Here is a 7964-nt window from a genome sequence, read left to right as displayed (position 1 = left end):
TGAAGGGAACCACCAGGAACACATGCAATGGAACACACTTTCGATTAAGGAGTACGCTGGACTCACGACCAGGCACCACCTCCAGGGCTCCCTGTTCGACCAGACCGACCAGCTGAGGCTCGGCCCCCTCGACGGGATCCGCCGGACCGGCCTCGGCCTCGGCGCCTGGATCGACGTGCTGCCCGGATGGCTCAGCGGGTCCGACGTCCTGTTCGAACAGCTGGCCGCCGACGTGCCGTGGCGCGCGGAGCGCCGGAAGATGTACGACCAGGTCGTCGACGTACCGCGACTGCTGGCGTTCTACGGCGCGGGCGACACGCTGCCGCACCCGCTGCTGGCGGAGGCCCGCGACGCGCTCGGCGCGCACTACGCCGAGGAGCTGCGCGAGCCCTTCACCACCGCGGGGCTGTGCTACTACCGCGACGGCCGGGACAGCGTCGCCTGGCACGGCGACCGGATCGGACGGGGCGCGCACGAGGACACGATGGTCGCGATCCTCTCCGTGGGCACCCCCAGGGACCTGCTGCTGCGCCCGGCGCGCGGCGGCGACACGATCCGCCGGCCGCTCGGGCACGGCGACCTGATCGTGATGGGCGGCTCCTGCCAGCGGACCTGGGAGCACTCGATACCGAAGACCGCGCGTGCCGCGGGACCGCGCATCAGCATCCAGTTCCGGCCGCACGACGTGCACTGAGGAGTCCCGGCCGCACGACATGCGCTGTGAGGCACGAGGACAGCGTGCGCCGGGGCGGAGGGCGGCCGCTACGCGCGCGGGGGCTGCCTCGGCGGACGGTGCCGGAGGCGGCCCGGGCCTCGTTCCGCCGGGCGGCACGGGTGGGGCAAGGCGGGTCCGAGCGGCGCGCGGGCGATCCCGGACCCGCTGATCCCGGCCCCGTGATCATCTGCTTTGCTGTGCCCGTCGAGCAGCGACTCACCAGGCGGGGACGATCATGCGGGCACACGTGCAGCACGTAGCCGACGGCGCCTATCTGGTGCACGGCAGCAACACGAACTGGGTGATCCTCGCCGAGGGGGACGCCGTGACGCTGGTCGACACCGGCTACCCCGGCGACCGGGAGCAGCTCCTCGCCTCCCTGACGGAGGTGGGCAGTTCGCCGGAGGCGGTCGCGGCCGTCCTGATCACGCACGCCCACAACGACCACCTGGGCTCCGCCGAGTACCTGCGCGCCACCCACGGCACGCCCGTGTACCTGCACGAGGCCGAAGTGCCGCACGCCCGCCGGGAGTTCCTGCACCAGGTGGACGTCAAGGCGGTCCTGCGCAACGGGTGGCGGCCAGGTGTGCTGCCGTGGGCCGTGCACGCGATCCGTTCCGGCGGCACCGCGCACGTCCCGGTCGCCTCGCCCCGGCCGTTCCCCACGACGGGCCCGCTCGACCTGCCCGGCCGTCCCGTCCCCGTGCACACCCCGGGCCACACCGACGGCCACGCCGCCTTCCACCTCCCGGACCGGGGCATCGTGATCTCGGGCGACGCCCTGGTGAGCGGCCACCCCACCTCCCGGGCCGAGGGGCCGCAGCTGCTGCCCGACATGTTCCACCACGAGCGCGCCCGGGCCGTGGCGTCGCTGGAGGTGCTCGAAGGGCTGGAGGGCGATCTGCTGCTGCCCGGGCACGGGCCCGCGCACCGCGGTCCGGTCCGTGAAGCGGCGCTTCAGGCCCGGGAGCGCGCGCTCTAAGGTGAGGTGACGATCACCGCGAGGCACCACGCACGACGCGACAGAAGGACACGCGACCCATGGCTCTGCAGATCAGCGCGACCAATCCGGAGCACCCCGCGCTCCTGCTCGGACTGCCGTGGCACCTCCCCCTGGAGGAGTGGCCCGAGAAGTACCTCGTGCCGCTGCCGCGCGGTATCTCCCGCCACGTCGTGCGCTACGCCCGCGCCGGCGACGAGGTGATCGCGGTCAAGGAGCTCGCCGAACGCCCGGCGCTGCGCGAGTACGAGCTGCTGCGCGACCTGGACCGGCTCGGCATCCCCGCCGTCGACCCGCTGGCCGTGGTCACCGGGCGCACCGACGCCGACGACGCCCCGCTGGAGCCGGTGCTGGTCACCCGCCACCTGGGCGGCTCGATGCCGTACCGGTCGATGTTCGAGACGACGATGCGGCCCGCGACCATGCACCGGCTGATGGACGCGCTGGCCGTGCTGCTGGTGCGGCTGCACCTCGCCGGGTTCGCCTGGGGCGACTGCTCCCTGTCCAACACGCTGTTCCGGCGCGACGCGGGCGCGTACGCCGCGTACCTCGTGGACGCCGAGACCGGTGACCTGCATCCGCAGCTCAGCCCCGGGCAGCGCGACTACGACCTGGAGCTGGCCCGCGTCAACATCAGCGGCGAACTGCTCGACCTGGAGGCGTCCGGGGCGCTGCACCCGTCCGTGGACCCGGTCGAGTTCGGCAAGGAGATCTGCGCCCGCTACGGGGGCCTGTGGCAGGAGCTGACCCGCAGGTCGGTGTACCCGGCGGGCAAGTACCACTACATCGAACGCCGGATCCGCCGACTCAACGAGCTCGGTTTCGACGTGGCCGAGATGCAGATCGAGCACTCCTCCAACGGCGACACGGTCACCTTCGTGCCCAAGGTCGTGGACGCGGGCCACCACCAGCGCCAGCTGCTGCGGCTCACCGGCCTGGACGCCGAGGAGAACCAGGCCCGCCGGCTGCTGAACGACCTGGAGAGCTGGATGGCCACCCAGGACGACTACGCCCCGGGCGACCCGCTCGCCGCGCGCCCCGAGGTACTCGCCCACCGCTGGGTGCGGGACGTGTTCCGCCCCACCGTGCGGGCCGTGCCGCTCGAACTGCGCGGCTCGATGGACCCGGCCGAGATCTACCACGAGCTGCTGGAACACCGCTGGTACCTGTCCGAACGCGCGCAGCACGACATAGGGCTGGACACGGCGGTGCAGGACTACATCGAGAACATCCTCCCCAAGGCACGGGAGACCCTCCAGCCCACCCCCTCCGCCGACTGACTCAGGCCGGCGGCACCACGGCCACCGGGCAGCCCGCGTGGTGCAGCACCCCGTGAGCCACCGATCCGATGCGGGCGCCCACCGCCGTCCGGCGGGCGCGGCGTCCGACCACCATCAGCTGGGCCCGCCCGGCCACCGACAGCAGGACCTGCCCGGCGCTGCCCATCTCCACGTGCTCGACGACCGGCACCTCGGGGAAGCGGTCCCGCCACGGCTGGAGCGCCGCGGACAGCGCCTTCTTCTCGTACGGCTCCAGACCGCCGGCCTCGTCGAGGAGCCTGAGCGAACCGGGGCTGTAGGCGAAGACCGGCGGCAGCGTCCAGGCCCGTACCGCACGCACCGTGGCGCCGCGCGCCGCGGCCGTCTCGAAGGCGAACCGCAGGACCTCGGCGCTGTCCTCCGGGTCGCCCTGCTGGCCGACGACGATCTCGCGGCCCGCCGCCTCGGCCGCCGGCTCGTCCCCGGCACGCACCAGCACGACCGGCCGCGCCGCCTCCACGATCACCTGCTGGCCGACCGAGCCGACCAGGAAACCGACGACCCGGCCGTGGCCGCGTGAGCCGAGCACCAGCATCTCGGCGTCCGCCGCCGCGGCGACCAGTGCCTCCACCTCGGGACCCTGGACCACGTCGGTGGACACCTCCAGCTCCGGGTGCCGCTCGGTGACGGTCCGGGCGGCCTCGCCCACCGCCTCCCGGGCCCAGCCGGCCTGGACGTCGGGGTTCGCCGCCTCGACCACCTCGTGCGACTGGTACCGCCAGGCGTGCACCACCCGCAGAGCGAGCTTTCGGCGGGCCGCCTCCCGGGCCGCCCAGGCCAGCGCGGCCAGGCTCTCCTCGGTTCCGTCGACCCCTGCCGTGATCGGGCGTGTCATACGGGTGCCTCCCCTGTGTCGTGTGTCGTGTGTCGTGTTCATGTGCGTCGGTCCCAGTCTTCACTACGCTGTCGGGATGACCTTGGAGTGGGAGCAGCTTGTCGTGGACGCGGCCGACCCGGTGGCCCTGGGCCGGTGGTGGGCCGAGGCGCTCGGGTGGGTGGTGGTGACCGACGATCCCGAGGAGTACGAGATCCGGCCGGAGAAGGACCGCCTGCCGGGGCTGCTCTTCGTGCCGGTGCCGGAGGGCAAGACCGTCAAGAACCGCCTGCACCTCGATTTCCGGCCCGCCGACCAGGAGGCCGAGGTGGCCCGGCTGCTCGCCCTCGGGGCACGGCAGGCGGACGTCGGCCAGGGCGAGCAGACCTGGGTCGTGCTCACGGATCCGGAGGGCAACGAGTTCTGCGTGCTGGGCGCGCGCCGCGCCTGAGAGTTGGCCGCGTGTGCCCTGTCCTGTGCCGGTAGCGCACCGTCGCGGACATCCCGAAGCGGACGATGGCGATCGAACATACGATGGCCTGGAGCCGGCACGGCGGCTGAAAGACAACGTGGCGCGCCGTGCCGTCGGTCCGACCTCGGGGTGGGAGACGTATGGCACAGGCCGCGGACGCGACGCGGACCGTCATCTTGACCGTGGACGACGACCCGGGAGTCTCCCGGGCCGTCGCCCGGGACCTGCGGCGCCGCTACGGCGAGTCGTACCGGATCGTGCGCGCGGAGTCCGGCGAGTCCGCGCTGGAGGCGCTGCGTGAACTGAAGCTGCGCGGCGATCTGGTGGCCGTGATCCTCGCGGACTACCGGATGCCGCAGATGAACGGCATCGAGTTCCTGGAGCAGGCCCTGGACGTGTATCCGGGGGCGCGGCGGGTGCTGCTGACGGCGTACGCGGACACCAGCGCGGCGATCGACGCGATCAACGTCGTCGACCTGGACCACTACCTGCTCAAGCCGTGGGACCCGCCCGAGGAGAAGCTGTACCCGGTCCTGGACGACCTTCTGGAGGCGTGGCGGCGCAGCGACTTCAGGCCGGTGCCCGCCACCAAGGTGGTCGGCCACCGCTGGTCGGCGCGTTCGTCGGACGTGCGGGAGTTCCTGGCCCGCAACCAGGTGCCCTACCGCTGGTACTCGGCGGACGAGCCCGAGGGGCAGCGGCTGCTGGCCGCGGCCGGGCAGGACGGGCAGCGGCTGCCCCTGGTGATCACCCCGGACGGCACGCCCCTGCTGGAGCCGGAGGCGCCCGAGCTGGCCGCGCGGGTGGGGCTGGCCACGACACCGGCGGCGGACTTCTACGACCTCGTCGTCATCGGCGGCGGCCCGGCCGGGCTCGGCGCGGCGGTGTACGGGGCTTCGGAGGGGCTGCGGACCGTGCTGGTGGAGCGGTCGGCGACCGGCGGGCAGGCGGGGCAGAGTTCCCGCATCGAGAACTATCTGGGCTTCCCCGACGGTGTGTCGGGCGCTCAGCTGACCGACCGGGCACGGCGGCAGGCGACGAAGTTCGGCGCCGAGATCCTCACCGCGCGCGAGGTGACGGGGCTGGAGGCCAACGGCTCCGCGCGGGTCGTCCGGTTCTCCGACGGCTCGGCCGTCGCCGCGCACAGCGTGATCCTGGCGACCGGCGTGTCGTACCGGCAGCTGGAGGCGCCGGGCGCCTCGGACCTGACCGGCTGCGGGGTGTTCTACGGTTCGGCGCTGACCGAGGCGGCCTCCTGCCAGGGCCACGACGTGTACATCGTGGGCGGGGCCAACTCGGCGGGCCAGGCGGCGATGCACCTCGCCCGGGGCGCCAAGTCGGTGACCCTGCTGGTGCGCGGTCCGTCGCTGGCCGCGTCGATGTCGCACTACCTCATCCAGCAGATCGAGGAGGCGCCGAACATCACGGTGCGCTGCGGCACGGTCGTGGACGCGGTGCACGGCTCCGGGCACCTGGAGCAGCTGACGCTGCGGCATGTGGAGAGCGGCGAGAGCGAACTCGTCGACGCGCAGTGGATGTTCGTGTTCATCGGCGCGGCCCCGCTGACCGACTGGCTGGACGGCGCGGTGCTGCGGGACGAGCACGGGTTCATCCTGTCCGGGCCCGATCTGACGCCCGACGGCCGGCCGCCGGCCGGCTGGGAGCTGGACCGGCCGCCGTACCACCTGGAGACCAACATTGCGGGCGTGTTCGTCGCGGGCGACGCGCGCGCCGAGTCCGCGAAGCGGGTCGCGTCCGCCGTCGGAGAGGGAGCCATGGCCGTGATGCTGGTCCACCGGTATCTGGAGCAGTCGTGAGCGGGCGGCCGATGCCGTGCAGCCCGCGGGAGATCGGGGCGCTGTTCCTGTTCGAGAAGCTGGCCCCCGAGCAGTTGGGGCGGCTGTGCGCCGCGGGGCGGGTGGAGAGGTTCGAGCCCGGACCGGTCTACACCGAGGGCGAGCCCGCCACCTGCTTCTACGTGATGATCGAGGGCACGGTGGTGCTCTCCCGCCGGGTCGGCGGCGACGACGTGGAGGTCAGCCGGACCTCGCAGCGCGGGGTGTACGCGGGGGCGATGCAGGCGTATCTGGGTGACCGGGTGCCCCAGGTGTACAACAACTCGATGCGCGTCACGGAACCGACCCGGTTCTTCGTGCTGCCCTCCGAGACGTTCGCGCGCTTCATGCAGGAGTGGTTCCCGATGGCGGTGCACCTGCTGGAGGGGCTGTTCTTCGGGTCGAAGAGCACCCAGCAGGCCGTCGGGCAGCGCGAACGGCTGCTGGCGCTCGGCTCGTTGTCCGCGGGGCTCACCCACGAGCTCAACAACCCCGCGGCGGCGGCCGTACGGGCGACCGCGACGCTGCGGGAGCGCGTGGGCAAGATGCGGCACAAGCTGCGGGTGATCTCCGCGGGCTCGTACGCGCCGGAGGTCCTGGCGAACCTCATCGAGATCCAGGAGCGCACCGCCGAACGCGTCGCCAAGGCCCCTGTGCTGAGCCCGCTCGAGGCCTCCGACCGGGAGGACGCCGTCACCGACTGGCTCGACGACCACGACATCCCGGAGGGCTGGCGGATCGCCCCCACCTTCGTGCAGGCCGGTCTCGACATCGACTGGCTGGACCAGGTGGCGGCGGCCGTGGACGGGGAGATCCTGCCGAGCGCGATCGGCTGGCTCAACTACACGGTCGAGACCGAGCTGTTGATGGACGAGATCGACGATTCCACCACCCGCATCTCCCATCTCGTCGACGCGGCCAAGCAGTACTCGCAGCTCGACCGGGCCCCGTTCCAGGTGGCCGACGTGCACGACCTGCTGGACAGCACGCTGCTGATGCTGTCGGGCAAGATCGGCCCCCGGATCAGGGTCGTCAAGGAGTACGACCGTACGGTGCCGAAGATCCCGGCGTACCCGGCGGAGCTCAACCAGGTGTGGACCAACCTGATCGACAACGCGGTCCACGCCATCGACGGCACGGGCGGGGAGGGGACCCTGACCGTGCGGACGGCCCTGGAGCACGACCGGCTGCTGGTGGAGTTCCGCGACACCGGGCCCGGCGTGCCGAAGGAGATCCGCGGCCGTATCTTCGACCCGTTCTTCACCACCAAGCCGGTCGGCGAGGGGACCGGGCTGGGCCTGGACATCTCCTGGCGGATCGTCGTCAACAAGCACCACGGCTCCCTCCAGGTCGAGTCCGAGCCGGGTGACACCCGCTTCCAGGTCCTGCTCCCGCTCACGACCGCGGAGCCCGGCACATCATCCGAGGAGCCCGTATGACCAGCGACCACGCGATCGACGGAATCGACCCCGCCGTCCCGCCGAGCGGGGCGGGCTGCCTGGAGTGCGACGCCGGCGGCGGCTGGTGGTTCCATCTGCGGCGCTGCGCGCAGTGCGGCCACATCGGGTGCTGCGACTCCTCCCCCTCCCAGCACGCCACCGCGCATTTCCGGGACACGGGGCACCCCCTGGTGCGGAGCTTCGAGCCCGGCGAGGGCTGGTACTGGAACTACGCCACGAACGAGCTGTACGAGTCGGGGCCGGAGCTCGCGGCGCGACTGCTGGCGCAGCCCCAAGACCCGCTACGACTACGGCCGGTTCTTCGACGAGTGGTCCGACCGGGACCTCGCGGAGATGGTGCTGGCGGCCC

The 7964-nt window shown here is 72.4% G+C and carries 8 protein-coding genes; 7 read left to right on the top strand and 1 reads right to left on the bottom strand.

Going from position 1 to position 7964, the window contains the following annotated elements; genetic code table 11:
* The first annotated feature begins 22 nt into the window (after window positions 1-22).
* The 3 genes from ACWD0J_RS40410 (at window position 23) to ACWD0J_RS40400 (ending at window position 2995) form a co-directional block, all read left to right on the top strand.
* Window positions 23-694: an alpha-ketoglutarate-dependent dioxygenase AlkB gene (locus tag ACWD0J_RS40410; protein WP_451500855.1), complete on the top strand. Its 672-nt coding sequence runs from the start codon at window positions 23-25 to the stop codon at window positions 692-694.
* Window positions 695-950: 256 nt separating this feature from the next.
* Window positions 951-1697, top strand: coding sequence for an MBL fold metallo-hydrolase (locus tag ACWD0J_RS40405; protein WP_451500853.1), 747 nt, complete (start codon window positions 951-953; stop codon window positions 1695-1697).
* A gap of 59 nt (window positions 1698-1756) precedes the next feature.
* Entirely contained in the window at window positions 1757-2995 is a 1239-nt protein-coding gene (locus tag ACWD0J_RS40400) for a DUF4032 domain-containing protein (protein ID WP_451500852.1), read from the top strand.
* Window position 2996: 1 nt separating this feature from the next.
* Here ACWD0J_RS40400 and ACWD0J_RS40395 read toward each other — a convergent pair whose 3' ends face one another.
* Window positions 2997-3869: a universal stress protein gene (locus tag ACWD0J_RS40395; RefSeq protein ID WP_451500851.1), complete on the bottom strand. Its 873-nt coding sequence runs from the start codon at window positions 3867-3869 to the stop codon at window positions 2997-2999.
* Between the two features lie 76 nt (window positions 3870-3945).
* Here ACWD0J_RS40395 and ACWD0J_RS40390 point away from each other — a divergent pair, with 76 nt between their 5' ends.
* From ACWD0J_RS40390 to ACWD0J_RS40375, 4 genes are all read left to right on the top strand, one after another.
* The gene (locus ACWD0J_RS40390) at window positions 3946-4299 is read left to right on the top strand and encodes a VOC family protein (RefSeq protein WP_451500850.1); all 354 of its coding nucleotides are present in this window, start codon (window positions 3946-3948) and stop codon (window positions 4297-4299) included.
* Window positions 4300-4460: 161 nt separating this feature from the next.
* Window positions 4461-6137 (top strand): FAD-dependent oxidoreductase, encoded by a 1677-nt coding sequence (locus ACWD0J_RS40385; protein ID WP_451500849.1) that lies wholly within the window; start codon window positions 4461-4463, stop codon window positions 6135-6137.
* Window positions 6134-7594, top strand: a complete 1461-nt coding sequence (locus ACWD0J_RS40380; protein ID WP_451500848.1) for an ATP-binding protein — start codon at window positions 6134-6136, stop codon at window positions 7592-7594. Before ACWD0J_RS40385 ends, ACWD0J_RS40380 begins: the two co-directional genes overlap by 4 nt.
* On the top strand, window positions 7591-7964 hold a 374-nt coding region (locus ACWD0J_RS40375), incomplete at its 3' end, for a UBP-type zinc finger domain-containing protein (protein ID WP_451500847.1). The genes ACWD0J_RS40380 and ACWD0J_RS40375, both read left to right, overlap by 4 nt.

Source organism: Streptomyces sp. NPDC003011 (assembly GCF_053591515.1).
Note: the sequence above shows the minus strand (reverse complement) of the source record. Positions and strands in the feature narration are given on the sequence as shown.

What these genes read in the sequence shown, in the direction of transcription:
- ACWD0J_RS40410 (WP_451500855.1), top strand. Translation starts at nt 23, where the DNA reads ATGCAATGGAACACACTTTCGATTAAGGAGTACGCTGGACTCACGACC.
- ACWD0J_RS40405 (WP_451500853.1), top strand. Translation starts at nt 951, where the DNA reads ATGCGGGCACACGTGCAGCACGTAGCCGACGGCGCCTATCTGGTGCAC.
- ACWD0J_RS40400 (WP_451500852.1), top strand. Translation starts at nt 1,757, where the DNA reads ATGGCTCTGCAGATCAGCGCGACCAATCCGGAGCACCCCGCGCTCCTG.
- ACWD0J_RS40395 (WP_451500851.1), bottom strand. Translation starts at nt 3,869, where the DNA reads ATGACACGCCCGATCACGGCAGGGGTCGACGGAACCGAGGAGAGCCTG.
- ACWD0J_RS40390 (WP_451500850.1), top strand. Translation starts at nt 3,946, where the DNA reads ATGACCTTGGAGTGGGAGCAGCTTGTCGTGGACGCGGCCGACCCGGTG.
- ACWD0J_RS40385 (WP_451500849.1), top strand. Translation starts at nt 4,461, where the DNA reads ATGGCACAGGCCGCGGACGCGACGCGGACCGTCATCTTGACCGTGGAC.